Genomic DNA, 24,545 nt, shown 5'->3' with positions numbered 1-24,545 from the left:
TGCCCGGCCAGTGTGTCGTTGCCGCCGTCGCCCCGCAACGTATCGGCGCCCGCACCCCCCACGAGGCTGTCGTTTCCAAGGCCGCCAAACAGCAGGTCGTTGCCGTCGCCGCCGAAAAGCTGGTCGTCGCCATCATGTCCGGCCAGCGTGTCGTTGCCTGCATCGCCCCGCAACGCATCGGCCCCCGCGCCGCCGACGATATTGTCGTTGCCGTTTCCGCCCCACAGCAGGTCGTTTCCATTCCCGCCAAGCAGCCGGTCATTGCCATCGCCGCCATAAATCCGGTCGTTGCCGTCGCGTCCCTCCAGCGTGTCGTGGCCGGCCGCGCCATGCAGGTTGTCGTTCCCCGGCCCGCCCAGAAGCAGGTCGTTTCCGGCATGGCCAAAGATGTCCGAGCCGTTGCGGGCGGCCGTCAGCGTGTCGTTGCGCCCCGTCCCGGCCACCGTCGTGCGCATGTTGGGGGGCGCGTAATGCGCGACGGGGAAAAGCGAATTGTCAAAGGCGTCGGCCTGAAGCATCGTGTTGTCGCGTGTCATGACCCAGATTACCGAGTTTCCATAAAAAATCTTAATTCCATAGGGTTGCGGGCTGAAGACCAGTTGCGCGGTGCTGCGCACCATGCCCAGAAAGGACAGGTCCAGCCGGTCCAGGCCCGGTTCGAAATCGGTGATGGTGATCTTGCCGTTCACCTCGACCGGGACGAAGACGTCGGCGCCGGCGCCGCCGGTCAACTGCACCGGGCTGCCGCCGGCGATCAGGATGTCGTCGCCGCGGCCGCCGTCCAGCCCGCGCGTCTCGGCGCTGGCCTGCATCATGTCATTGCCTTCGGTCCCCGATTGCCAGCCGGCGCCGACCACCTGGGTCATGCCGATCGCGCCCGGCTCGAACACGAATTGCGTGATGCCGCTTTCGGTGCGGGACGAGGCGAAAAGCGCGATCTTGCCGTCGATCGCCACCGCCGACAAAGCCGACACATCGGCCAGCGCCCGGTCATCGGTATCGACCAGCGTGGTCAGGTGCATCAGCCGCCCCTCGGGCAGCAGGGTGAAGACGCTGATCCCGTCGTCGCCGCCGCCCACGAAGACGAAGGCGCGCCCGTCCATCGTCACCGTGGCAAGCGCCGTGGCACCGTCAAAGCGGGTGCTGCGCTCGTCGATCACGTGATCGGCGGGCAGCAATTCGCCCTCATAGGTCAGGCGCATGGTGGTCAGGGAAGAGCTTTGCGCCGCGCCGACCACCAGCCAGGTGACGCCGCCCAGCGTGACCGCGCCCAGGTGGCTGGGCTGGTCCATGCCCAGCCCGCGCCAGGACCACAGCATCTGTGCCGTTCCGACCGAGCCGTCGGCGCGGATCATCTGCACCGCCACGTAATTCCCCGCGGCCGAGGCCGAGACGATGAAGCTGCGGTCGCCCAGCGTCGCGACCAGCATGTCGTCGATCCTGGTCCCCTGCACGCCAAGCCCCACCGGAAGCGCGGCCTGGGTGACGTGGCTGATCGTGCCGCCCTCGTCCAGCCGCCAGATGTCGAAGGCGGTCTGGCCGCTGCGCGCCGAATAAAGAAAGCTGCCCTGGGGGGTCTGGAACTGTCCCAGCCGGATGACATCGGCCGGCAGCGTGGCCGAAAGCTGGGCGTTTTCGCCGAAATCCCCGCCGTCGCCAAGGCGGATCCCGGCGCCCAACGCATCGCTTAGCCCGGTCCCGAACAGCACCGGCCCCCCCTCCAGCGTGACGATGCTGGTATCGGGAATGCCGCCATAGCCAAGCGAGGCGGCATGGGGCTGGGCGGCGATCATCTCGATCGGCTGGTCGGCCGAGGCGATCCGATAGGCGGCGATGCCGCCGCCGACATGGGTGATGCTGTAGAGCGCATGCCCATCGGTCCCCGCATGGACACGCAGATTCGTGATATTGGTCACGAAAGGTGCCTCTGGGCCGATATAGGTGGCGACATGGCGATAGCGCATTGCGGACTTCGTTCGTGGCGGATCAGGACTTGCCTTCCCAAGGTGCCCAAGCGGCCGCCCAAGTCACGCGGGTTTTCCCGTGCATTTTAACGTCTTCCGGGCCGGTTTCCCCTTCGGCGCATGGTTGCGCGCCTTGTGGAGTTCGGCCATACGCATGATGGCGCGACGCTAATCTGGTAGGGCTAGATGCAGATCCTAAAGACCTCGCTTCCGGGCGTTCTGGTTCTTGTTCCGCGGCGGTTCGGGGACGAGCGCGGTTTCTTTTGCGAAAGCTGGAGCCGCAAGACCCTGCATGACGCCGGGCTTGACCTGCCAGAGTTCGTGCAGGACAACCATTCGCTTTCCGCCGCGGCGGGCACGCTTCGGGGGCTGCATTTCCAGGCCCCGCCCCATGCCCAGGGCAAGCTGGTGCGCTGCGGACGGGGGCGGCTTTTCGACGTGGCGGTGGATATCCGCAAGGGCAGCCCGACCTATGGCCGCTGGACGGGGGCCGAGCTTTCCTTTGAAAACGGCCGCCAGCTTTGGATCCCGCCGGGCTTTCTGCACGGCTTCGTCACGCGCGAGCCGGATACGGAAATCCTTTACAAATGCACGGATTATTATGCGCCGGAATGCGATGGCGCCGTGGCCTGGGACAGCGTGGGCATCGACTGGGGCGCGGATTGGGGCGCCACGGGCGGGCCGATGCTGTCGGCCAAGGACGCCGCCGCCCCGGCCCTTGACGAGTTCGACAGCCCCTTTTCCTATGAGGGGCCTTTTGGTTACGAGGCAAGATCATGAAGATTCTGATTACCGGGGGCGCGGGGTTCATCGGTTCGGCCGTGGTGCGGCTGGCGGTGGCGCGGGGGCATTCGGTGGTGAACCTCGATTCCCTGACCTACGCCGCCAACCTGGAGAATGTGGCCTCGGTCTCGCAAAGCCCGCTCTACGCCTTTGAACAGGCCGATATCCGCGACCGGGCGGCGCTGGACCGCATCCTGGCCCGGCACCGGCCCGACGCGATCATGCACCTGGCCGCCGAAAGCCATGTGGACCGCTCGATCGACGGGCCGGGCGCCTTTATCGAAACCAACGTGACCGGCACCTACAACCTGCTAGAGGCCGCGCGCGCCTGGTGGAGTGCCGAGGGCCGCCCCGAGCGGTTCCGCTTCCACCACATCTCGACCGACGAGGTCTTCGGCTCGCTGGGCGAGACCGGCCAGTTCACCGAAGCCACGCCCTATGACCCGCGCAGCCCCTATTCCGCGTCGAAAGCCGCCTCGGACCATCTGGTCCGCGCCTGGCACGAAACCTACGGCCTGCCGGTGGTGCTGACCAATTGTTCGAACAATTACGGGCCGTTCCACTTTCCCGAAAAGCTGGTGCCTGTGGTGATCCTGAACGCGCTGCACGGCCGGCCCATTCCGGTCTATGGCGATGGCGGCAACGTCCGGGACTGGCTTTACGTCGAAGATCACGCCGACGCCCTGCTGCTGGTGCTGGAACGCGGCCGAATCGGCCGCAGCTACAATATCGGCGGGGAAAACGAGGCCCGCAACATCGACCTGGTGCGCAGCATCTGCGCCCATATGGACCGGCTGCGTCCCGATGCCGCGCCCCATGACCGGCTGATCAGCTTTGTCGCCGACCGCCCCGGCCATGACCGGCGCTATGCCATCGACCCGTCGCGCATCCGTGACGAATTGGGCTGGCGCCCCTCGGTCACGGTCGAGGAGGGGCTTGGGCGCACCGTCGAATGGTATCTGGAAAACCAGGACTGGTGGCGCCCGCTGCTGGCCCGGCAGGGCGTGGGCGAAAGGCTGGGCACGGCATGAGCGCGCTGCTGGTCTTTGGCCGCACCGGGCAGGTGGCGACCGAACTGCGGCGGCTGGCGCCCGATGCCAGCTTCCTTGGGCGCGACCAGGCCGATTTGGCCGACCCGGCCGCCTGTGCCAGGGCGATCCGCGCCTCGGGCTGCGGCGCGGTGCTGAACGCCGCCGCCCATACGGCGGTGGACCGGGCCGAGGCCGAACCGGACCTGGCGCGCGCGGTCAATGCCGCGGCGCCGGCGGCCATGGCGCAGGCGGCGGCGCAGATGGGCGTCCCCTTCCTGCATATTTCGACTGATTACGTCTTTGACGGCTCGGGCGAGCGGCCCTGGGTCGAAAGCGATCCGACCGGACCCCTGGGCGTCTATGGCGCGACCAAGCTTGCCGGCGAACAGGCCGTCGCCGCGGCCGGCGGGCAATGGGCGGTGCTGCGCACGTCCTGGGTGTTTTCCGCCCATGGCGCGAATTTCGTCAAGACGATGCTGCGCCTGGGCGCCGAGCGCCAGGAATTGCGCGTGGTCGCCGACCAGCATGGCGGCCCGACGCCCGCCGCCGCCATCGCCGCCGCCAGCCTGGCCATGCTGGGCGCCATGCGGGCCGATGCCGCGCGCGGCGGCGTCTATCATTTTTCCGGGGCGCCGGATACGAGCTGGGCCGGTTTCGCGCGCGAGATCATGGCGCAGGCCGGCCTGGCCTGCCGCATCACCGAGATCGCATCTTCGGATTATCCCACCCCCGCCCGGCGTCCGGCGAATTCACGCCTGAACTGCGCCGCCATTTTGCGGGATTTCGGCATCAGTCGCCCCGACTGGCGCGCCGGTCTCGCCAAGGTCTTGCAGGAGCTGACACCATGACCCCTTCGCCTGAAACACCCAGCCGCCGCAAGGGCATCGTCCTGGCCGGCGGTTCGGGCACCCGGCTTTATCCGATCACCATGGGCGTGTCCAAGCAGCTTTTGCCGATCTACGACAAGCCGATGATCTATTATCCGATCACCGTGCTGATGCTGTCGGGCATCCGCCAGATCGCCATCATCACCACCCCCGAGGACCAGGAGCAATTCCGCAGGCTTTTGGGCGACGGCAGCCAATGGGGCCTCAGCTTCGAATATCTGGTGCAGCCATCGCCCGACGGGCTGGCGCAAGCCTATCTGCTGGCCGAGGATTTCCTGGCAGGCAGCCCCTCGGCCATGGTGCTGGGCGACAATATCTTCTTTGGCCATGGTCTGCCGCTGCTGCTGGGCGCGGCCGACCGGCGCGATACCGGCGGCACGGTTTTCGGCTACCAGGTCTCGGACCCGGAACGTTACGGCGTCGTCGATTTCGACGCGGACGGGCGGGCGCGGGCGATCATCGAAAAGCCGACCCAGCCGCCGTCGAACTTTGCCGTCACCGGGCTTTACTTCCTGGACGGCACGGCGCCGCGCCGCGCAGCCCAGGTGCGCCCCTCGGACCGGGGCGAGCTGGAGATCACGACGCTGCTGGAAAGCTATCTTGGCGAAGGCCAGCTGAATGTCGAACGGATGGGCCGCGGCTTTGCCTGGCTGGATACCGGCACCCATGCCAGCCTGCTGGATGCGGGGAATTTCGTGCGCACGCTGGAAAACCGCCAGGGCCTGCAAACCGGCTGCCCCGAAGAGATCGCCTATGAAGCCGGCTGGATCACCGCCGACGAGTTGCGCGACCGGGCCCGGCAATGTTCGAAAAACGCTTATGGCCGCTACCTGATGCGGTTGCTGGGCGAGGGGGAATAGACAGGGCCGCGCGCGCCGCTGCCGCAGCTGACCGCGGGTTGCGGTGCAAGGCGGGCAAGGCCCGTGACGCGGGCCGGCCGGCCCCGCGCCGCGGCCTTGGCCTTTCCCCAGGATGCCGGGGCCGGGGGCCGCTTTATCCGCCCGACCCATCCTGCTAAGAAGGCCGTCGCCGGACCGCCGGTTCGCATCCGTTCCGCAAGCCAATCCGTGAGCCCGTCTTGAGCCAGCCAGAAACCTTCCCTCCGGTCATTGCGGCCGTGGTCGTCACCTTCAACCGGCTGGCGCATCTGCAAGAAACCCTGGCCCGCCTGCTGTCCGAGCCTTTGGACCAGGTGGTGGTGGTGGAAAACGGCTCGACCGACGGTACGCGCGCCTGGCTGGCCGGCCAGGCCGATCCCCGGCTTCTGGTGCTGGAAATGCCCGAAAACGGCGGCGGTGCGCTGGGGTTCGAGGTCGGCATGCGCGAGGCAAGGCAACGGCTGGACCCTGATTGGCTGGTGCTGATGGACGATGACGCCCGCCCCGCCGCCGGCACGATCGCGCGCTTCCGGCAGGGGCTGGCCGCCGGCCGCTGGCCTGGGGCCGAGGCGCTTGCCGCGGCGGTGCGCTTTCCGGACGGCCGGATCTGCGAGATGAACCGGCCCTGGATCAACCCTTTCGGCAAGCTGTCGGTCTTCCTGCGCGTCCTGGCCGGCGGCGGACGGGCGGCGTTCCACATCCCCGACAGCGATTATGACAGCCCGGCGCCGCGGGCGCTGGACGGCACCTCTTTCGTCGGGTTCTTCGTCTCGCGGGCCGGCATGGACCGCGCCGGCTATCCCGACGGGCGGCTGTTCATCTATGGCGACGACGTGCTTTATTCGCTGGGCCTGACCCAGGCCGGCGGGCGGCTGCTTTTCGCCCCGGATCTGAAGTTCGAGCATGATTGCCAGACGCAAACAGCGGGGGCGATGCCCCGGCCGCTGTGGAAGGTGTATTACCTGCATCGCAACGCCTGGTTCGTCTATCGGCGCGTGGCGGGGCGGCTGTTCTTTCCGCCGCTAATGGCGCTGATGCTGCCCAAGTGGCTGAACAAGGGCCGCCTGCTGCCCGCGAATGAACGGCGCATCTGCCGCAAGCTGATCCGCCTGGCGGTGGCCGACGCCTTTCGCGGCCATCTGGGCAGAAGCCATGACGATATCCTGGCCCGCATCCATAGCACCCCGCCGGACAGGATGGCAGCCGCCAGTCCCCGTCCTGCGGCGCCGGTTGTCCCCGCGCCCGATCGCGCCAGGGCGGACAGGACTGTGGCCAGCGCTGCCCCGACGACCCCGCCCGCATCTGGCGAGCGCTGAAGGCCGGCCGGCCTGGTGGATCCCGTCCCGCGACAGGCCCCTTTCGGCCGAGCTCGCCCGCCCGCCGACTTTGCCAGCCCCGGTCGGATCATTGCGCCTGACGGCCGATATCCTCGATCAGGACCCGCCTGACATCCGGCCCGGCGGCCCTTTGCCCGGCCGCCAGCAATGCCTTGCGCAGGCGTTGCAAGGCCGGATCGCTGGTGAAATTGCCGTCGAACGCGCCGGTATTGGCCTCGATCATCAGCGCGTTCAGCAAGGCGTCCCGCAAGCGATGCTCTTGGCGCTCGATATCGGCGCGGGCGGTGGCGGGCATTTCGATGCTCAGCGACAGGATCATCACTGCCGAGGCGCTGCCGTTGCGCAGGACCGGGACGAAGAACTGGTTGGGGAACTGGAACCAGTCCAGCGCCGCATCCTCGGCCGGCGGCGCGGCGGCGCCCTGGCCGGCGTCATCGGCTGGGGCGCCGGTATCGCCCGCCGCCCCGCCCGCCGGGTCGGCGGCGGCGGTTTCGGCCGCGGGCCCGGCGCCGCCAAGCAGGTCGCCGCCGATCGCCCCGCCAAGAAATGCCAGGACCGGGATCAGGAGAAGCAGGATTTTCTTCACGGCTGGCCCTTTCAGTAAGGCAGGAGGATATCGGCGATCTGCTGGCCATAGCGCGGCTGCTGGACATCGCTGATCTGGCCGCGCCCGCCATAAGAGATCCGCGCGCCCGCGATGCGGTCATAGGCGATCTCGTTGCGCCGGCCGATATCCGAAGGGCGCACGAAGCCGCTGACGGTCAGTTCGCGCAACTCGTGATTGACCCGCACTTCTTGCGTGCCCTGGATGCGCAGCACGCCGTTGGGCAGCCGGTCCACGACGGTGGCGGCGACGCGAAGCGTCAGCCGGTCGCTGCGCGAGATATTCCCGGTGCCCTTGTAGCTGGAACTGGCCTTGGCCTCGGCCAGTTCCTCCATGCTGGCGCCCTCGGGCAGCGCCTTGTCGATGCGCTGCGGCAGACCCATCATGGCGGGAATCCCGACCTTGTCGGCCGAACTGCGGCTGCGGGCCGAGCTGTTCTGAATCTCGGCGCTGTCGTCGATCTCGATCACCACGGTCAGGATGTCGCCGCGCGCGCTGGCGCGCCGATCCGCAACCAGCGAGTTCTGCGCCGTGCTCCAGAGCGAGGCGGTGCTGTCAGGCCGGTCGGGCAGTTCCTGCACGCCATGGCCCAGCGAGGTCATGGCCTGGAACTCGATGCTGCTTTCGGGCTGGGTCAGGTCGGGCACCTGGCCCAGTTGCGCGACGCGCCCGCAACCCGCGAGCGACAGGGCTAGGACGGCCAGCACAAGGGCGGCCAGCACAAGGGAGGGGCGACGGAGGATAGGCTGCTGCATGGCGTATCTTTCAGTGTTGCTGGACGATGACCGTTCCGTCCGGGGCCACGCGCCCCGAAACGGTCACGCGCGAGGCGTTGTTCATGACGCGGACGATCTGGCCGACGCTTCCGGCCGAAAGCGCCCGGCCCTCGGCCTCGATCCGCAGGGCGGATCTTTCATAGGTCAGGGTGACGATCTGGTTGCGTCCGACCAGGGTGGGCGCGGTCAGGGCCGACGGGTCTATGCGCCGGCCCTGATAGACCATGACCCGCAATTGCTGGCCGACGACTTGCGCAACATCCCCCGCACCGCCCGGCTCGTCACCGGCGGGCGAGACATCTGTGGCGGCGATCACCGTGCCGGCGGGCAGGGTCTGGTTCGCGATCACCTGCCCGGCCCAGGCCCAATGCGGCAAAAGCCCCAGCAGCAACACCAGCCACCGCATCATCGCACCTGCACCGTGGTGCCAAGCATCTGGTCGGCGGCGCTGATCACCTTGGAGTTCAGCTCATAGCCGCGCTGCGCCTTGATAAGCTCGGCGATCTCGCGCACCGGGTCGACCGCGCTTTCCTCCAGATAGCCGGCGCGGATTGCGCCCATCCCCTCTTGCCCAGGGGTTGCGACCTGCGGCGCCCCCGAGGCGGTGGTTTCCAGAAACAGGTTCGAGCCGACGGCTTCCAGGCCCTTTTCGTTGACAAAGCTGGCCAGGGTGATCTGGCCCAGGTTCTCGGGCTCGACCTGGTCGTCGAAATAGGCAAAGACCTCGCCATCGGCATTGATCGAGATGCTGCGCGCATCCTCGGGGATGGTGATGTCGGGCACCAGCGGATAGCCTTGCGAGGTGACGACCTGCCCCTCGGGCGAGCGTTTCAGCGCGCCGTCGCGGGTATAGGCCGAGATGCCCGAGGGCAGCGTCACCTCCAGATAGCCGTTGCCGTCGATGGCGATGTCCAGATCGCCATTGGTCTGGACCGGCGTGCCCTGCGCCAGCATGACCGTCACGCTGGCCGGCCGCACGCCCAGGCCCAGCTGGACGCCCGCCGGGACCATGGCGCCGTTGGTGGCGGTCAGGGTGCCGGGGCGGGTAAGCTGCTGATATTGCAGATCGGCAAATTCGGCCCGGCGCGGATTGTATCCGGTGGTGGACATGTTGGCGAGGTTGTTCGAGATGACATCGACGCGCATCTGCTGCGCGCTCATCCCCGAAGCCGCGATTTGAAGTGCTCTCATGATCTTTCCTTTCAGCGGGTCAGCGACGAGATGGTTTGGCGGATGCGCTGGTCCTCTTGGTCCAGAAGGCCCTGGCCCAGCTGGTAGGCGCGCTGGATCTCGATCATGCGGGCGACCTCCAGCACCGGGTCGACGTTGGAATCTTCCAGGAAGCCCTGGCGCAGCACCGGGTTTTCCAGCGCCTCGACCGCGCCGCCGGGATCGAACAGCGTCCCCGCCTCGTGGCGCAGTTTCGCGGGATCGGGCCCGGCAAAGACCCCGATGCGGCCGATCGGATCGCCATCGGCCGAGATGGTGCCATCCGTGCCGATGCCGACGCTGCGGGCGCCGGCGGGAATGACGATCGGCGCCTGGCCGTCGTCAAGCAGCGGGTGGCCGTCGGGATTGACCAGCTCGCCCTCGGCATTGGTCAGGAAGGCGCCGGCGCGGGTCAGGCGATTGCCCTGCGGCGTCTGCACCATCAGGAAACCGTCGCCGTCGATGGCCATGTCGAAGCGGCCATTGGTCTGGGTCATGCCGGCGGGGGCCAGGTCGACCATGCGGCCGCGGCCATTGGCCATGGCCAGCGTCTGGCCCCGGCCATCCAGGGCGACCATGTATTCGGAAAACACCACGCCTTCGCGCCGAAAGCCGGTCGTGTTGGCATTGGCGATATTGTTGGCGACCGTGCGCATTTCCCGCATCAGGCCGGATTGCCGGGTCAGGGAGGCGTAGATGGCGTTGTCCATGGGCTTATGACCCCACGATCTGCGGCAGGATCTGGTCGGTGAAGAAGCTTGCCAGGGTCGCGGTCATGAAGCTCATGCTGACCCAGAACACCGCCAGCATCAGGCCGATCTTGGGCACGAAGGTCAGCGTCATTTCCTGGACCGAGGTCAGCGCCTGGAACAGGCCGATGGCCACGCCGGCGACCAGCGCCACGATCAGCAGCGGCGCCGAAATGCGCACTGCGATCCAAAGCGCCTGCCGGGTCAGGTCGAAGATCAGGTTTTCGTCCATGCGCCCCTCCTCAGACCGGCATCCGCAGGATTTCCTGATAGGCTTCGACCACCTTGTCGCGGATGGCGACCACCGTCTCCAGCGCGATCTCGGCCTGGGCGATGCTGTGGACCAGGTCGTGGGTTTCGGTCTTGCCGGTCATGGCGCCGGTGGCGGCCAGGTCGACCTGCTCCATCACCTTGGCGAAATCGGCGGCGGCGGTGCTTACGCCCTGGGCCTCGCCCGCGGCCGGCGAAACGGCATGGCGGGCACGGTCATAGGCGGATGCGGCAAGGGTGGGTGAAATCATGGCTTGTTCCCTTTAGCGGCGGATCAGATCCAGCAGCGAACTGCCCATCTGCCGGGATTGTTCAAAGATGCGCAGATTGGCCTCGTAGCTGCGGCCTGCCTCTTTCGCGTCGGCGATCTCGATGATCAGGTCCACGTTCGAACCCGCGTAATAGCCGTCGTCGCCGGCCATCGGATGGGCGGGATCGTGAATGCGCGGCAACTCGCCCCGGTCCAGCCGCGTGGGCCCGGCGGCAACCGCGCCGGTCGGGCGGCCCATGTCCACCTGTTGCTGAAAGGCGACCAGCTTGCGGCGATAGCCGGGCGTGTCGGCATTAGCGATGTTTTCCGAAATATGGCGCAGGCGCACGGCCTGGGCTTTCATCCCCGAAACGGCAAGGTCGGTCGCGGAAAGCGGATCGGTCATCCCCGTCCCCCTTAGCTGCGCCGGCCAAGGCTGGTGCGGACCAGCGAAAGCGCGGATTTCGTCACCGCCAGCGACAGGTCGAACTGGCGCTTGGCGGCGGCGCTGCGAAACATTTCCTCTTCAAGCGAGACGGTATTGCCGTTGGGCGCAGGCTCGCCGCCGGCATCGACGCTGCGCGCGACGCCGTCCCAGCCCGCGCCGGTCAGGTGGCCGGGACGCGAGGCGCGCATGGCGGTGGCCGGCTGGCCGCGATAGGTCTGCGCAAAGCCCGCCAGATCAAGCGCGCGAAAGCCGGGCGTGTCGGCATTGGCGACGTTGCGCGCGACCAGCTTTTGGCGTTCCGCCGCATGGGCCGTCAGCGAACTGGCCATGCGCAAGGTGTCGATCCGGTCAAACATCAAGCTGTCTCCTTTGCCCCCGATAAACCCGGTCTTAACCTCGACTGGTTTAAAAACCCTTTCGAGCCGCGGCGGCCGGCCGCAGAAATCGGGGGCGAAATGGATAAAATGCAATCTATCGCGGTGCGGATGCGGCGGGTCCGCATGAGCCGGCATTTCGGGCAGGTCAGCGCCATCCAGGCGGGGCTTATCATGGTTCAAGGGCTGAACAGCCATGCATCCCTGGGGGATCGCGTCGTGTTTTCAATGCGTTCCGCCGAAAACTTGGGCGGAGAAATCGTGGCGCTGCATTCCGACCAGGCCGCGGTCCTGCCCGAGGGACCGATGGACGGGCTGTCGATCGGCGCGCGTGTCGAACTGGTTTTTGCACCCAGCCTGGCACCGGCCGATGGCTGGACCGGACGAATCATCGACCCTTTCGGCCGGCCGCTGGACGGCCGTCCCCTGGCCGCGGGCGGGCAAGAGCGCGGCTTTCGGCCACCGCCGCCGCCCGCCGCCTCGCGCAAGCGGCTGGGCGGCCGGCTGGATACAGGGCTGGCGGTCTTTGATACCGTCCTGCCCTTGGTGCGCGGCCAGCGGATGGGACTGTTCGCAGGCTCGGGCGTGGGCAAATCCACGCTGCTTTCGGCCTTGGCCAAGGGGGTTGCGGCCGATGTCGTGGTCATCGCGATGGTGGGCGAGCGGGGCCGCGAACTGCGTGAGTTCGTCGAGGAAACGCTGGGCGAAGAGGGGATGGCCCGTTCGGTCGTGGTCGCAGCGACCTCGGACCAGCCGCCCTTGATGCGGCGGCGCTGCGCCTGGGCTGCGATGACCGTGGCCGAGCATTTCCGCGACCAGGGCCGGCATGTGCTGTTCCTGGCCGATTCGATCACCCGCTTTGCCGAGGCGCATCGTGAGATCGCGCTGGCGGCGGGGGAAAGCCCCAGCTATCGCGGTTTCCCGCCCTCGACCTCGCATCTGATCATGTCCTTGGCCGAGCGTTCCGGGCCGGGTCCCGAAGGGGCGGGCGACATTACCGCGATCTTCAGCGTGCTGGTCGCCGGTTCGGACATGGAGGGGCCGGTGGCCGACATCCTGCGCGGCGTGCTGGACGGCCATGTCGTGCTGGACCGCGCCATCGCCGAGCGCGGGCGGTATCCGGCGGTGGACGTGCTGCGCTCGGTCTCGCGGTCGCTGCCGCAGGCGGCCAGCGATGCCGAGAACGCGCTGATCGGCCGGGCGCGGGCCGCGCTTGGCACCTATGCCGAATCCGAACTGATGATCCGCGCCGGGCTTTACGCCTCTGGCTCGGACCCGCGCCTGGACGAGGCGGTCAGGATCCACCCGGCGCTGGACGCGTTCTTTTCCCGACCAAGTCCCGACGCGCGCAACAGCTTCGCGCTTCTGGCCCAGGCTTTGGGCGCCCCGGCGCCGGGGCCGGGATGATCGCGAACAGGCCCGGACCCGCCTGGAACGTATCGGGGCTGATGAATGTTAACCCGTCGCCCGAAGGAGTTGCCCAGGATGTGGTGCATTGACAATCTCCTGCGGTCCAGCGGGGGATCGTCATGGCCGTTACGGAATATTTCGTTCGATACCTGCAACGCAGGGACCAGCTGTCCGAAGCCGATATCGCCTGCCTGCGCGCGATCCCGACCAGCCATGCCTGCTTTCGTCCCGGCGAGGTGATCGTGCCGCGCGGCCGGCAGGCCACGCGAAGCTGCATGATGCTGCGCGGCCTTTCGGCGCGGCAGCACGAACTGGCGGGCCGCGCGGGCGAGCGGGTCATCACCGCCCTGCATGTGCCGGGGGATTTCGTCGACTTGCACGGCTTTGTCCTGGCCGGGCTGGAACATGACGTCGTCTCGGTCGGGGAATCCGAGGTGGAATTCGTCGATCACGCCGACCTGCGCGAGATCACGCGGAACTTTCCGCATCTGACCCGGCTGCTGTGGATGTCCACGGCCATCGACGCGGCGATCCACCGCCAATGGCTGGTGGCGGCGGCTTCGCTGCGTTCGGCGGCGCATCTGGCGCATCTGCTATGCGAGCTTTACACGCGGCTTGCCGGCGTCGGGGCGGCGCAGGACCACCGCTTCATCCTGCCGCTGCTGCAACGGGAACTGGCCGACATCCTGGGCTATACGCCCATCCATGTGAACCGCGCCGTGCGCGACCTGCGGGCCGAGGGGCTGATCCGCTGGATCGGCAGCGAAGTGCAGATCATCGACTGGCACTGGCTTGCGCGGCTGGCGCGCTTTGACCCGGAATATCTGGAACTGGGGCGCGCCCCGCGCTAAGCGTCATTGGCAAAGCCGATAGCCGCCGCGCCGGGCCTTGATGTCCAGATGCAGGTGGTCGTCATGGGCCGCATTGGCGCCGGGGCCCAGCACGGTGGTGAAATGCAGGCAAGCCGCCCCGCGCACCGCGCGCTGAAAGGCTTCGTGGTGGTCGCCGCTGTCCTGCCGCGGCTGGACCGGCAGCCGCAGGCCGCCGTCGAAGCGAAAGGCGGCAATGTCGAAGGCGTTGCCGAAAGCATGTTCCGACAGGGATGCGCCGTCATTGCCGACCGTGGCGCGGCATTGATAGGTCGTGCCCGGTTCCAGCGCGGCAAGCCGCGGCTGGCCGGGCAGCAGCGCCGCCGCCGGCCGCACGAAGTCGCGCAGCCAATGCGCCAGGTGGCGGGCCATGTCGCAGCGCATCAGCGCGCCGCCGGGGATCTCGATGCCGGGCAGGGGCTTGCGCAGCAGGACGGGCCGGTCGATGCCGCAATCGCGCTCATGCGGATCGCTGACTGGCGGCGCCTCGTCGTAATCGGCGCCAAGCAGGGTCAGTTCCAGCAGGCAGGCGGAATGGTCGAAATCGCCTTCGCGCAGCATGGCATGGACCGGCGGGGCGGGCGGGCCGGCCGGCTGCGACGTATCGGGGGGCGGCTTCGCCGTCCCGTCGGTCTGCGGCATGGCGGTGTCGCCCCTGGGGCGGGGTGCGGGGCGTTCGTCCGAAGTCTCTTGCGGGTCGTGTTCGGCCCTGCCTTCGCCGGCCGTCGCAAGGTCCGGGCGCGGGGCGGGGGCCTCTTGCGCGCCGGCCGGCCCGGTCAGGCCGGCGGCCAGCAGCGCGGCCAGCAGCAGGGCCCGCCCCCGCATTTCAGGGCCGCCCGGCCCAGGGATCGGGCGCCTGGCCCGGCGGGCCGGGCAGGACCGCGTCCGACGGATATTCAGGCTCTTCCCCGCCAGGCAGGGGTGCCGGAAGTGGTGCGGCGGTGCCGGGCTGGGCCGGGATGGCGGGTTCCGGCGCCGCAAGGACCATGGCCGCGGCCGAGGTCGCCGCCGCTTCCGCCGCCTGCGCCAGGGCCGGCACGGGCGGGCTGGCCGGCGATGCGGCCGGCTGTGGTCCGGGCGGGGCGGCGAAGGATTGCGGCGGCTGCCGGTCGCCCCGCGCCGGTGGGCGGGCGCTGGCGATGGCGGCCACCGCGGCGGTCTGCGTCGCCGCAGCCAGGGGCGAGACGCCGGCCACATCCGCGATCCGCACGCCGGGGGGCAGGAACTCGACCGTCGTCACCTTGGCCTTGACCATATGCGCCAGCTCCCACGCATCCCAATTCGTCAGCCGCACGCAGCCATGCGACTGGTGCAGGAACAGTTGCGAGGGCGAGGCGGTTCCGTGCAGGCCATAGGTCGGCTCGGACAGGTCGATCCAGACATTGCCGACCGGCCCGTTCGGACCCGGCGGTATGGTCAGCACCCGGTCATTCTCGCCCTGGCGGAAGTTGCGATGCGGGTTATAGGTATAGGTCGGGTTCAGCGCCACCGCATCCACGACGTGATTGCCATGCGGCGAGGGGGTGTCGGCGGAACCGACCGTGGCCGGGTAATCGGCGACCATGTTGCCGCGGGCGTCATAGGCGGCGACGCGGCGCGTCTCCTTGTCGACGATGATGCGGGTGACGGTGGCGCGGATCGGGCTGGCGGGGACCACGGCGTGGATGGTCTCGCCAGGCTGGAAGCTGGCGCCGGGGTTCAGCTTGGCCAGGAATTTTTCATCCATGTGAAAGCGTTCGGCCAGTTTTTCCAGCACGCTGGTATAGCCTTGCGAGTTCATCGCGGCCTTTTCGGCGTAATCCGGCGGGATGTTGTCCACCAGCCCGGTCGCGTCCTCGGCGGTGATCGTATAGGCCATGGTCAGCGGAGCCGCGGCATAGCCTTGCAGCAGGTCCCACACGGCATGGTCCAGGCGGCCGGTCATCGGCAGGCCGGCCCGGCGCTGGAAGCCCATGATGGCGCTTTCGCTCATGCCGCCGCGCCAGCCGTCCACTACGCCGGGCGAGATGCCCGCGCGGTCAAGCAGGACCTGCACCTTGGCGGTCAGCGCCGACTGGCCGGCGGGCAGGTCGCCGCCGTCATAGCTGGCGGTTTCGATTTCGGCCGGGGTGATCGCGACCAGCGCCCTGGGCCGGGGCGCCGCGACCTGGATGGCCGTGCCCGAGGCCGGCGCCGCCGCCGGGACAGGGGGCGGGTCGGCCTGCGCTGCGCCGGCCTGCCAGGGCAGCATAAGGGCGGCGGCCAGGAAAAGCCGCGAAGAACGGCCGCGGGAACGGGTCGAAAACATGCTCGGGTCCGGTTTGTTTGCCTGTCGTGTTCTGCTTTTATCGGCACATCTGGCCAAATGTGCCGCACAAGGCAAGCAAGAGCCGGTCAACTCGGGTTGAACGCCGCGCTCAGATCATCGCGGAAAAGCGATGCTGCTGCGGAAAATACCGCCGCGTCAGCGAAACCGGCATGTTGTTGAGCCAGTCGATGCGCTCGACCAGCAGCGCGGGGTCGCCCGGCGTCAGGCCCAAAGCCTGGGGGACGAAGCCGTCGCCGGCCAGCGTCGCGCCGATCGCCATGCTGGCGCGGTTCACCGGCACATTGCCCAGCAGCCATTCGCAGGGGCTGATGCGCGACAGCGCATCGCGCGTCAGGCCGGGCGTGGCGTAATGGTTAAGCCAGCGCTCTTCGCAGCAATAGGGCGCGCCGCCGGCGCTGAAACGCGCCTTTACCAGCAACAGCGTGTCATCGGTGCGCAAAAGCATGGCTTGCGCAATATCGGCGGGCGGCGGGCATTCCTGATAGTCCAGCAGGTCGTAGCCATAGGTCTTGCCCGATGCCTCGATCTCGCGGCGCAACAGAAAGCGCACCATCTGCACCGGCGGGTGCTGCGCCACGCGGGTGCCGACCTTGCGCCGCCGTTCCAGCACGCCGCTTTGCGCCAGCGCCTGCAAGGCCCTGTTCACCGTGGCGCGGGCGCAGCCGAACTCGGTCGCCAGTTCGGCCTCGGTCGGGATCAGCTCGCCGCTGGGCCAGTCGCCCTTGTGGATGCGGGTCAGCACCTCTTCCTGGACGGCCTGCCAGGTCATGTTCCTGCGCTTGCGCTCTTGGGGTTCTGCCGAAAGGGCCTGCGCCACGTGGCTGGGAAGCTCAATCATCTTGGGAATATGTCTTTGCGTCGAGGTTGCGGCAGAACTCGATATCGTCGTTCGGACGAGCCCGCGGCCGGATCAGCAGCAAGCCGAACCGCAGTTCTGCCCGACCGGGGGGCTTTAGTAAACTCATCGGTTCAGTTTTTGATGGCAAATTTCCGTGTGCGTCAAGGGCCATTGCGGTTGGCGGTCATGATCCCGCTTGGGGGCGTTGACATTTCGCCGGCCGGACAGGACAAATCAGGCGATTCTCAAGAGGTGATAGCGTGTCGGAAACTTCGATGTTCCGCGGTCAGGGCGCGAGCGCCACGGCCTGGACGGTCCTGGTCGCGATCAGCCTGTGCCACATGATCAACGACATCATGCAGTCCATGCTGGCCGCGATCTATCCGCTGCTGCGCGAGGAGTTCAGCCTGACCTATTGGCAGATCGGCATGATGACCTTTGCCTTTCAGGTGACGGCTTCGCTTTTGCAGCCGGTGGTGGGCATGGTGACGGATCGCAGCCCGATGCCGCGTTCGCTGGCCGTCGGCATGGGCTCGACCTTCGTCGGCGTGTTGCTGTTGGCGCTGGCGCATGAATATTGGGTGCTTCTGTCCGGGGCGATGCTGATCGGCATCGGTTCGGCGGTGTTTCATCCCGAAAGTTCGCGCGTGGCGCGCATCGCCTCGGGCGGGCGCTTCGGCACGGCGCAGTCGCTGTTCCAGTTGGGCGGCAATTTCGGCACCGCGCTGGGGCCGCTGCTGGCGGCCTTTGTCGTCGTGCCGCTGGGGCGGCCTTCGGTGGCGATCTTCTCGATCGCGGCGATGGCGGGTTCGGCCATTCTGTGGCGGATCGGCAACTGGGCGGATGGGCGGCGCAAGGCCGCATCGGCCCGCCCGGCCGGCGCCCCGGCCTTTTCGCGCCAGCGCGTGGTGCTGGCCATCGTGGTGCTGGCGCTGCTGACATTCACCAAGAACATCTATACCGCCAGCATTTCCAGCTATTACACCTTCTTCCTGATCGAGAAGTTCGGGCTGAGCACCCAGCACGCGCAGTTGATGCTGTTCCTGTTCCTGGGCGGCATGGCCGCCGGTGTCATGCTGGGCGGGCTGCTGGGCGACCGGGTGGGTCCGCTGAAGGTGATCTGGTTCTCGATCCTGGGCATCCTGCCCTTTACCCTGGTGCTGCCGCATGTCGGGCTGGCAGCGACGGGCATGCTGACGGTGGTGATCGGGCTGATCCTGGCCTCGGCTTTTCCGGCCATCGTGGTCTTTGCGCAGGAACTGGTGCCCGGCCGGACCGGGCTGGTCGCCGGCATCTTCTTCGGCTTTGCCTTTGGCATGGGCGGCATCGCCGCGGCCGTGCTGGGGGTGATCGCGGATGCGCAGGGGATCGAATATGTCTATCGGATCTGTTCCTATCTGCCGCTGATGGGTCTGTTGACCATCTTCCTGCCGCGGATGGAGCGGTTGTAACGTTAGGGCCGGGGGCGCTGCCCCCGGACCCCCGGGATATTTGGACACGAAAGAACCATGACGACGATCAAGGCAAGGCCGATCACGGCCGAGGCGTTCGCCCCCTTCGGCGAGTTGCTGGCCCCGCGCGAGCAGCCTTCGAAGCTGATCAATGCCGGGCGCTGCGAGCGCCATCACGCGCTGGCCACGGTCGAGCGCGGCGGCGGCGAGGCCATCATCTCGATCTTTCGGTCAGAGCCGGTGAGCCTGCCGCATGATTGCGCATTGCTGGAACGCCACCCCCTGGGCTCGCAAGCCTTCATGCCGCTGGGGCCGGATCCCTGGCTGTCCGTCGTCGCCCCCGACGAGAACGGGCGGCCCGGCGCCCCCCTGGCCTTTCTGGTGCCGGCGGGCATGGGGGTGAACCTGCGCGCCGGGGTCTGGCATGGGGTGCTGACGCCGCTGGACCGGGCGGCGGATTTCCTGGTCGTGGATCGCGAGGGCGAGGGGGTGAACTTGGAAGAGGTGCTAATCGCCCCCATCACCATCGAGCCATGAGCCTGCCGGACTATTCCCTGGAAGCGGCCGCGCTGCGGTCGGGCGCGCAATTCGTCGCCGGGGTGGATGAGGTCGGGCGCGGCCCGCTGGCCGGGCCGGTGACGGCGGCGGCGGTGATCCTGGACGCCGCCTGCATCCCCGAGGGGCTGAACGATTCCAAGAAGCTGACGGCCAAGCGGCGCGAGGCGCTGGCCGCGCTGCTGATGGCGGGCTGCGACTGGGCCGTCGGCCATGCCAGCGTCGAGGAGATCGACCGGCTGAACATCCTGCGCGCCTCGCATCTGGCGATGTGCCGGGCCATTGCCGGGCTGCGCCGGCGGCCCTGCCTGGTGCTGGTCGACGGCAACATGCTGCCGCGCGAACTGGACCTGCCGGGGCAGGCGGTGGTCGGCGGCGACGGGCGCTGCCTGTCGATCGCGGCGGCCTCGATCCTGGCCAAGCTGTTGCGCGATCGCATCATGGTGGATTTGGCGCAACAGCATCCGGGATATGGCTGGGAGGCGAATGCGGGATACGCCACCGCGGCGCATCGCCGGGCCCTGCTAGATCTGGGTGCGACCCCACATCATAGGCGCAGCTTTGCCCCGGTCCACAATATCTTGTGTAAAGAAGAAACCGCAAGCTGTTGATTCGAAAAAGAATTTGACGGCGAATCGGCTGTGACTCATTATCGGCCCATCAATCGGCGACCAAACAGCCGAAAACCCGAGGCAGTGATGACCAAGCTTGACACCAAATCCCGCGCCGTGGCGCGTCCGCTTCCGCTGAACCAGATTCTGGCCGGCGATTGCATCGAGATCATGAACACGCTGCCCGAGGCGAGCGTGGACCTGATCTTTGCCGACCCGCCCTATAACCTGCAACTTAGGGGCGACCTGCACCGGCCGGACAATTCCCGCGTCGATGCGGTGGACGACCATTGGGACCAGTTCTCGGGCTTTGCCGCCTATGACCGTTTCACCCGCGACTGGCTGGCGGCGGCCCGGCGCATCCTCAAGCCCAACGGGGCGATCTGGGTCATCGGCTCTTATCACAACATCTTTCGCGTGGGCGCCGAGTTGCAGAACCAGGATTTCTGGATCCTGAACGACGTGGTCTGGCGCAAGGCCAACCCGATGCCGAATTTCCGCGGCAAGCGGCTGACCAACGCGCATGAGACGATGATCTGGGCCAGCAAGTCCGAGGCGGCGAAATACACCTTTAACTACGAGGCGCTGAAATCGCTGAACGAGGGGGTGCAGATGCGCTCGGACTGGGTGCTGCCGATCTGCACCGGCGGCGAGCGGCTGAAGGATGCCGGCGGCGCCAAGGCGCATCCGACCCAGAAGCCCGAGGCGCTGCTGCACCGCATCCTGGTCGGGTCAACCAATCCCGGCGACGTGGTGCTGGACCCGTTTTTCGGCACCGGCACCACCGGCGCAGTGGCCAAGATGCTGGGCCGCGACTTCATCGGGATCGAACGCGAGGCCGCCTATCGCGAGGTGGCCGAAAAGCGCATCGCGCGGGTGCGCAAGTTCGACGCCGAGGCCATCGCCACCATCAAGCCCAAGCGCGCCGAGCCGCGCGTGCCCTTTGGCCAGGTGATCGAACGCGGCATGCTGCGGCCCGGCGAAGAGCTTTATTCGATGAACAACCGCCACAAGGCCAAGGTGCGCGCCGATGGCAGCCTGATCGGCAATGACGTGAAGGGCTCGATCCACCAGGTCGGCGCCGCGCTGGAGGGGGCGCCCAGTTGCAACGGCTGGACCTATTGGCATTTCCGGCGCGAAGGGCGGATGGTGCCCATCGACATCCTGCGCCAGCAGATCCGCGCCGAGATGGAGGCCGACAAGGCCCGCGCCCACTGAATTTTCCGGTTCGCCAAGTCCCGAAGCTCCGCAAGCTCTGGTGCGGCCGGGACCGCCTTGCCCCGTCCTGCGGCATGCCGCCGGGCGGGGCCTTTTCGACCTATAGCGCGCCGCGCGGCATCGGCAATTCGCCGCGGTTATAGGGTTTCCAATCGTCGATCTCGGGATAGAACTGCCGCCGCCAGGCCCGGACGCGCGGGTTCATCCGCCGCCGCCACAGCGGCGGGATCATGGCCAGGAAGGTCATGGCGGGATAGCCCATCGGCAGTTGCGGCGCCTCTTCGTCGCTATAGGTTTGCAGCAGCGGAAAACGGCGGTCGGGCTTGTAGTGATGGTCCGAATGGCGTTGCAGGTTGATCAGCAGCCAGTTCGTCGCCGTGTGCGAGCTGTTCCAGCTATGGCGCGGCAGGACATGTTCATAGCGGTCCTCGCCCAGGTATTTGCGGGTCAGGCCGTAATGTTCGACATAATTGGTCAGCTCTAGCTGCCAGATGGCGACCACCGCCTGCCACAGGAACAGCAAAAGCCCCTGCCAGCCGCCAAGCGCCAGCGCCAGCGCCAGCATGGCGACTTGCAGCGCCCCATAGCGCCAGAACGGGTTGCGCCGGTCAAAGGCCGAGCGGCCGGTCCGGGTCAGGCGCCGCGCCTCGGCGGCCCAGGCGCTTTTCGGGCATTCCCGCAACACGCGCAGGAAGAAGCGGAAGAACCCCTCGTTATAGCGGGCCGAGACCGCATCGCGCGGCGTCGCCACCCAGGAATGATGCACCAGAAGGTGTTCGGTGCGGAAATGCGAATAAAGCGCCGCGGCCAGCAGCAGGTCGCCCAGCCCGCGCTCCAGCCGGTTTCGCTGGTGCAGCAATTCGTGGGAATAGACCATGCCGATGGTGCCCGAGGCCACGCCGATGCCGAAGAACAGCCCCAGCTTTTCCCAGCCCGAAAGCCCGCTGCGCGTGGCATACCAGATCGCGCCGAAGATCATCGCCGCCTGAAGCGGGAACCAGATGATGGTGATGGCCCGATACCAGAAAAGCTGGGTTTCGGGGGTCTGGGTTTCGGGGTTTTCCTGGTTCAGGCCCAGCACGGAATCCAGCGCCGTGGTCAGATACCAGGCGTAAAGCGGCATCAGCATGAACCACCAGCCGCCAAGCCGCGCGGCAAGGATGGCAAGCGGGACCATGCCCAGCGAAAGCCAGAAGGGCAGGGCGTCGACAAAGCGGGACCGAAAGGGGGTTTGCATGGGCATGACAATGAAATCTGTAAAGGATCCGGTGGGTTGAATGGATAAAGTGGCAGCGCTCCCGGCGCGACTATGACGAATTTCCGGCCGGCCCGCCATGGTGGCGGGTTGTCGCGGGCCGGTCGGTCGGGGGCCGGGCCAGCGCCCAGGCCTTGCGCATCAGCCCCGGCAGCGCGGCGGGGCTGAAGGCGTGCAGCGGCGCCAGCCTGCCGCGCGCGGGCTCGCCGGTCAGGCGCGCGCTCATCACCGTCAGGTCCAGGGCGAAATGGGTGAAGACATGGCGCACCAGCCCGACCTGCTGCCAGTCGGCCGGCGCGGGCGGCGGCAGGTCCGACCCGTCCCAGCCGGTCGAAGGGAATGCCAGCGTCCCGCCCAAAAGCCCCTTGCTTGGCCGGGTTTCGACCAGCACCGCGCCGTCGGCAAAGCCGATCCAGGCCGTGCCGCTGCGCAAGGGCTTGGGCTGTTTGGGGGTCTTGCGCGGCAGGTCGGCGGCGATGCCCAGGGCGCGGGCGGCGCAATGGTCGTTGATCGGGCAGATGCCGCAGGCCGGGCTGCGCGGCGTGCAGATGGTCGCGCCCAGGTCCATCATCGCCTGGGCGTAATCGCCGGGCCGGCGCGCAGGGGTCAGCCCCTGCGCCAGGGTCACGAGTTCCGGCTTGGCGCCGGGCAGCGGCGTCTGGACCGCGAAAAGCCGGGCCACGACGCGCTCGACATTGCCGTCCACCACCGTCTCGGGCCGGTCGAAGGCGATGGCGGCGATGGCGGCCGAGGTATAGGCGCCGATGCCGGGCAGCGCCGCCAGCCCCTCGCGCGTGTCGGGGAATGCGCCCATGGCCGCGACGGCGCGGGCGCAGGCTATCAGGTTGCGGGCGCGGGCGTAATAGCCAAGCCCGGCCCATTCGGCCATGACCTGCGCATCCCCGGCCGCGGCAAGGTTCTGGACCGTGGGCCACAGGCTGGTGAAGCGCTCGAAATAGGATTTCACCGCCGCGACGGTGGTCTGTTGCAGCATCACCTCGGACAGCCAGACGCGATAGGGATCGGCCGGCGCCTGGCCGGGCGGCGCGCGCCAGGGCAGCCGGCGGGCGTGGCGGTCGTACCAGGCCAGCAATTCGGTCGGGATCACCCTTGGGTCACGCAATTTTCAGCCTTCTTTCCTTGCCATCCTCTGGCATCCGGGCGCGCTGCGGTCCAGACTGCGCGCCAGATAAACCATATGGTCGCCCGATGGCCCAGAAGAAACCCGAAAGCCCGCCCCGCCGCCGCATGCGCGGTTTTGAGGCTGCGGCGCAGCTTGTCGCGCCGCGGATCAAGGCCGTGGGCGAAAGCCGGGGCTTTGCCGCGGCAAGGCTGCTGACCCATTGGCCCGAGGTGGTGGGACCGGAACTGGCCGCCCGCACCCGGCCGGTCAAGATCAGCCATGGCAAGGGTTTCGGCGCGACGCTGACCCTGCTGGTGCCGGGCGCGCAGGCGCCGATGATCGCCATGCAGCTGGACCAGATCCGCGAGCGGGTGAATGCCTGTTACGGGTTCAACGCGGTCGCCCGCATCGTGCTGACCCAGACCGCGCCTGTGGGCTTTGCCCAAGGCGAAGGCGGCTTTGCCGAGGGGCAGGCCGCCTTTGCCGGCGCGCCGCGCCGCCCGGCGGCGCCGGACCCGCAAAAGCTTGCCCAGGCGCAGGACATCGCCGCGGGCTTCGACAATCCTGCGCTTTCCGCGGCGATGCGGCGGCTGGCGCTGAACATCCTGTCCCGCCGGGACGCCAATGACCGAAAGGCCAATCCATGATGATGCTTCGCCGTTCCCTGATCGCCGCCGCTACGGCCGCGCTGACCCTTGCCGCGCTGCCCGCGCTGGCGCAAGAGGCGCAATCCGCCGACGAAGCGATGCCCGAAGGCAAGGTCTTGCCCGACATCGCCCTGGGCCAGGCGGATGCGCCTGTCACCATCGTGGAATATGCCAGCTTCACATGCAGCCATTGCGCGGATTTCCACAACCAGACCTGGCCCAAGCTGAAGGCGGAATATGTCGATACCGGCAAGGTGCGCTTCATCCAGCGCGACGTTTATTTCGACGCGGTCGGGCTGTGGGCCGGCATCCTGGCCCGCTGCGGCGGGGACGAAAAATACTATGCGGTTTCGGACCTGATCTTTGACGACCAGAAGACCTGGCTGGCCGGGGAATCGGGCGACGCGATCGCCGGCAACCTGCGCAAGATCGGCGCCAAGGCCGGCATGACCTCTGAGCAGATGGACGCTTGCTGGAACGACCAGCAAAAGGTGGCCGACCTGGTCACGACCTTCCAGCGCAAGGCCGGCGCCGACGAGATCGAGGGCACGCCGACCTTTGTCATCGACGGCGAAAAGGTCCGAAACCAGCCCTGGGACGAGCTGAAGAAGGTCATCGACGCCAAGCTGGCCGAGAAGGGCTGAGGCCCGCCTCGCGGCGCGGCCGCCGGAGTATTTTTCAAAACGGTGAAGCCGAAGGG

Annotated in this window: 28 protein-coding genes; 13 read left to right on the top strand and 15 right to left on the bottom strand. The window is 67.7% G+C overall.

The genetic code is table 11. The features are described 5' to 3' along the window. Nucleotides 1-1,964: calcium-binding protein (locus F3H32_RS10590; protein ID WP_149765842.1), on the bottom strand; the 1,964-nt coding region annotated here is incomplete at its 3' end. Nucleotides 1,965-2,150: 186 nt separating this feature from the next. Here F3H32_RS10590 and rfbC point away from each other — a divergent pair. From rfbC to F3H32_RS10565, 5 genes are all read left to right on the top strand, one after another. Beyond that, nucleotides 2,151-2,744, top strand: a complete 594-nt coding sequence (gene rfbC / locus F3H32_RS10585) for a dTDP-4-dehydrorhamnose 3,5-epimerase (RefSeq protein WP_115757075.1) — start codon at nt 2,151-2,153, stop codon at nt 2,742-2,744. Then, nucleotides 2,741-3,778, top strand: coding sequence for a dTDP-glucose 4,6-dehydratase (rfbB, locus tag F3H32_RS10580; RefSeq protein ID WP_149765825.1), 1,038 nt, complete (start codon nt 2,741-2,743; stop codon nt 3,776-3,778). The genes rfbC and rfbB overlap by 4 nt, the downstream gene beginning before the upstream one ends. Further along, nucleotides 3,775-4,626, top strand: coding sequence for a dTDP-4-dehydrorhamnose reductase (gene rfbD / locus F3H32_RS10575; protein WP_149765824.1), 852 nt, complete (start codon nt 3,775-3,777; stop codon nt 4,624-4,626). Before rfbB ends, rfbD begins: the two co-directional genes overlap by 4 nt. Beyond that, entirely contained in the window at nt 4,623-5,525 is a 903-nt protein-coding gene (gene rfbA / locus F3H32_RS10570) for a glucose-1-phosphate thymidylyltransferase RfbA (protein WP_149765823.1), read from the top strand. The genes rfbD and rfbA overlap by 4 nt, the downstream gene beginning before the upstream one ends. 218 nt (nt 5,526-5,743) lie before the next feature. Beyond that, nucleotides 5,744-6,859: a glycosyltransferase gene (locus tag F3H32_RS10565; RefSeq protein WP_149765822.1), complete on the top strand. Its 1,116-nt coding sequence runs from the start codon at nt 5,744-5,746 to the stop codon at nt 6,857-6,859. Nucleotides 6,860-6,947: 88 nt separating this feature from the next. Here the strand turns inward: F3H32_RS10565 and F3H32_RS10560 are convergent, their stop codons facing one another. Genes F3H32_RS10560 through F3H32_RS10520 form a run of 9 tightly spaced genes read right to left on the bottom strand, consistent with a single transcriptional unit; the run spans nt 6,948 to nt 11,542 of the window. Beyond that, complete coding sequence (locus F3H32_RS10560; protein WP_149765821.1) at nt 6,948-7,466, bottom strand: hypothetical protein; 519 nt, start codon at nt 7,464-7,466, stop codon at nt 6,948-6,950. Nucleotides 7,467-7,477: 11 nt separating this feature from the next. Then, a complete protein-coding gene (gene flgH / locus F3H32_RS10555; RefSeq protein WP_149765820.1) occupies nt 7,478-8,239 on the bottom strand; it encodes a flagellar basal body L-ring protein FlgH in 762 nt (253 codons plus the stop codon). 10 nt (nt 8,240-8,249) lie between these two features. Next, entirely contained in the window at nt 8,250-8,666 is a 417-nt protein-coding gene (gene flgA, locus F3H32_RS10550; RefSeq protein WP_149765819.1) for a flagellar basal body P-ring formation chaperone FlgA, read from the bottom strand. Next, nucleotides 8,666-9,451 (bottom strand): flagellar basal-body rod protein FlgG, encoded by a 786-nt coding sequence (gene flgG / locus F3H32_RS10545; protein WP_115756805.1) that lies wholly within the window; start codon nt 9,449-9,451, stop codon nt 8,666-8,668. The genes flgA and flgG overlap by 1 nt, the downstream gene beginning before the upstream one ends. 11 nt (nt 9,452-9,462) lie before the next feature. Beyond that, complete coding sequence (locus tag F3H32_RS10540; protein ID WP_149765818.1) at nt 9,463-10,179, bottom strand: flagellar hook-basal body complex protein; 717 nt, start codon at nt 10,177-10,179, stop codon at nt 9,463-9,465. A 4-nt stretch (nt 10,180-10,183) separates the two neighbouring features. Then, complete coding sequence (locus tag F3H32_RS10535) at nt 10,184-10,450, bottom strand: flagellar biosynthetic protein FliQ (RefSeq protein ID WP_115756809.1); 267 nt, start codon at nt 10,448-10,450, stop codon at nt 10,184-10,186. Between the two features lie 10 nt (nt 10,451-10,460). Then, the gene (locus F3H32_RS10530; RefSeq protein WP_149765817.1) at nt 10,461-10,739 is read right to left on the bottom strand and encodes a flagellar hook-basal body complex protein FliE; all 279 of its coding nucleotides are present in this window, start codon (nt 10,737-10,739) and stop codon (nt 10,461-10,463) included. A 12-nt stretch (nt 10,740-10,751) separates the two neighbouring features. Continuing rightward, the gene (gene flgC, locus F3H32_RS10525) at nt 10,752-11,144 is read right to left on the bottom strand and encodes a flagellar basal body rod protein FlgC (RefSeq protein ID WP_149765816.1); all 393 of its coding nucleotides are present in this window, start codon (nt 11,142-11,144) and stop codon (nt 10,752-10,754) included. Between the two features lie 11 nt (nt 11,145-11,155). Then, nucleotides 11,156-11,542, bottom strand: coding sequence for a FlgB family protein (locus F3H32_RS10520; RefSeq protein ID WP_149765815.1), 387 nt, complete (start codon nt 11,540-11,542; stop codon nt 11,156-11,158). Between the two features lie 108 nt (nt 11,543-11,650). On the opposite strand from F3H32_RS10520, the gene F3H32_RS10515 reads away from it, so the two are divergent. Further along, entirely contained in the window at nt 11,651-12,967 is a 1,317-nt protein-coding gene (locus F3H32_RS10515) for a FliI/YscN family ATPase (protein WP_149765814.1), read from the top strand. Nucleotides 12,968-13,089: 122 nt separating this feature from the next. Beyond that, nucleotides 13,090-13,821 carry a Crp/Fnr family transcriptional regulator gene (locus tag F3H32_RS10510; protein ID WP_149765813.1) on the top strand — a complete coding sequence of 244 codons (732 nt, stop codon included), beginning with the start codon at nt 13,090-13,092 and terminating at the stop codon, nt 13,819-13,821. 3 nt (nt 13,822-13,824) lie between these two features. Here the strand turns inward: F3H32_RS10510 and F3H32_RS10505 are convergent, their stop codons facing one another. From F3H32_RS10505 to F3H32_RS10495, 3 genes are all read right to left on the bottom strand, one after another. Then, nucleotides 13,825-14,664 (bottom strand): extensin-like domain-containing protein, encoded by an 840-nt coding sequence (locus F3H32_RS10505; protein ID WP_149765812.1) that lies wholly within the window; start codon nt 14,662-14,664, stop codon nt 13,825-13,827. Nucleotide 14,665: 1 nt separating this feature from the next. Next, the gene (locus F3H32_RS10500) at nt 14,666-16,126 is read right to left on the bottom strand and encodes a L,D-transpeptidase family protein (RefSeq protein ID WP_149765811.1); all 1,461 of its coding nucleotides are present in this window, start codon (nt 16,124-16,126) and stop codon (nt 14,666-14,668) included. Between the two features lie 109 nt (nt 16,127-16,235). Beyond that, nucleotides 16,236-16,985 (bottom strand): GntR family transcriptional regulator, encoded by a 750-nt coding sequence (locus F3H32_RS10495; protein ID WP_149765810.1) that lies wholly within the window; start codon nt 16,983-16,985, stop codon nt 16,236-16,238. Between the two features lie 275 nt (nt 16,986-17,260). Here F3H32_RS10495 and F3H32_RS10490 point away from each other — a divergent pair, with 275 nt between their 5' ends. From F3H32_RS10490 to F3H32_RS10475, 4 genes are all read left to right on the top strand, one after another. Continuing rightward, on the top strand, nt 17,261-18,436 hold the full coding sequence (locus tag F3H32_RS10490; RefSeq protein ID WP_149765809.1) for an MFS transporter: 1,176 nt from the start codon (nt 17,261-17,263) through the stop codon (nt 18,434-18,436). A 57-nt stretch (nt 18,437-18,493) separates the two neighbouring features. Next, complete coding sequence (locus tag F3H32_RS10485; protein WP_115756702.1) at nt 18,494-18,973, top strand: ureidoglycolate lyase; 480 nt, start codon at nt 18,494-18,496, stop codon at nt 18,971-18,973. Continuing rightward, nucleotides 18,970-19,602 (top strand): ribonuclease HII, encoded by a 633-nt coding sequence (locus tag F3H32_RS10480; protein ID WP_149765808.1) that lies wholly within the window; start codon nt 18,970-18,972, stop codon nt 19,600-19,602. The genes F3H32_RS10485 and F3H32_RS10480 overlap by 4 nt, the downstream gene beginning before the upstream one ends. 87 nt (nt 19,603-19,689) lie before the next feature. Further along, the gene (locus tag F3H32_RS10475; protein WP_149765807.1) at nt 19,690-20,820 is read left to right on the top strand and encodes a site-specific DNA-methyltransferase; all 1,131 of its coding nucleotides are present in this window, start codon (nt 19,690-19,692) and stop codon (nt 20,818-20,820) included. 100 nt (nt 20,821-20,920) lie between these two features. Here the strand turns inward: F3H32_RS10475 and F3H32_RS10470 are convergent, their stop codons facing one another. Further along, nucleotides 20,921-22,057: an alkane 1-monooxygenase gene (locus F3H32_RS10470; RefSeq protein ID WP_149765840.1), complete on the bottom strand. Its 1,137-nt coding sequence runs from the start codon at nt 22,055-22,057 to the stop codon at nt 20,921-20,923. A 70-nt stretch (nt 22,058-22,127) separates the two neighbouring features. Further along, the gene (locus F3H32_RS10465) at nt 22,128-23,198 is read right to left on the bottom strand and encodes an A/G-specific adenine glycosylase (RefSeq protein WP_149765806.1); all 1,071 of its coding nucleotides are present in this window, start codon (nt 23,196-23,198) and stop codon (nt 22,128-22,130) included. A 125-nt stretch (nt 23,199-23,323) separates the two neighbouring features. Between F3H32_RS10465 and F3H32_RS10460 the strand changes: the two genes are divergently transcribed. Beyond that, nucleotides 23,324-23,845 carry a DUF721 domain-containing protein gene (locus F3H32_RS10460; protein ID WP_149765805.1) on the top strand — a complete coding sequence of 174 codons (522 nt, stop codon included), beginning with the start codon at nt 23,324-23,326 and terminating at the stop codon, nt 23,843-23,845. After that, nucleotides 23,842-24,489 (top strand): DsbA family protein, encoded by a 648-nt coding sequence (locus F3H32_RS10455; protein WP_149765804.1) that lies wholly within the window; start codon nt 23,842-23,844, stop codon nt 24,487-24,489. Before F3H32_RS10460 ends, F3H32_RS10455 begins: the two co-directional genes overlap by 4 nt. Nucleotides 24,490-24,545: the final 56 nt, after the last annotated feature.

It is taken from the genome of Paracoccus thiocyanatus (assembly GCF_900156255.1).
Classification (GTDB): domain Bacteria; phylum Pseudomonadota; class Alphaproteobacteria; order Rhodobacterales; family Rhodobacteraceae; genus Paracoccus; species Paracoccus thiocyanatus.
The sequence above is the reverse complement of the archived record's forward strand: the minus strand, read 5'-3'. Positions and strand labels throughout refer to the sequence as shown.